Here is a 643-nt window from a genome sequence, read left to right on the forward strand (position 1 = left end):
TGGCGTAAGTAACGAAGATGAAAAACTTATCGTTACTGATCCAACGAACCCTGATACCGACGGTAATGGTGTAAACGATGGTGACGAAGATTACGATAGTGACGGTATTCCGAATAAAGATGAATCTGATCCTAAATCTAATACACCAACGGATAAAGATGGTGACGGTAAGCCAGATATTACAACTCCGAAGGATTCAAACTCAGATAATGGTTCTGATGTAAACTCAGATAGCGATTCTGGTTCTAACTCTGATACTGATAGTACTTCAAACTCTAACTCAGTTTCTGAGAGTGAAAGTAATTCAACTTCTAACTCAGACAGCAGTTCTGACAGTCAATCTGATAAAGATTCTGATTCAGACACTAACAGTGGTTCTGACTCGAACTCTGATACTGGCTCTGGTAGTCAAACTAATCAAGGTTCTAATTCAGACGTTAGCAGTGGTTCTGATTCTGCTACAGACAATAATTCTGGTTTAAATTCTAGCAGTGGTTCTGACTCGAACAACGGTTCTGATTCTAACAACAGTTCTGATTCTAACAGCGGTTCTGACTCTACTACTGACAGTAATTCTGATTTAGACTCGAACTCTGATTCAAATAGCGATTCTGGTTCTAACTCAGACAGCAGTTCTGATAGT

At 39.3% G+C, this 643-nt stretch carries 1 pseudogene; it reads left to right on the plus strand.

The features are described from left to right. Positions 1 to 643, plus strand: a pseudogene (locus tag ACJTHF_RS14010) (clumping factor B); the annotation flags it as partial.

Source organism: Mammaliicoccus sp. RAM2 (genome assembly GCF_045897195.1).
Classification (GTDB): Bacteria; Bacillota; Bacilli; order Staphylococcales; family Staphylococcaceae; genus Mammaliicoccus; species Mammaliicoccus sciuri.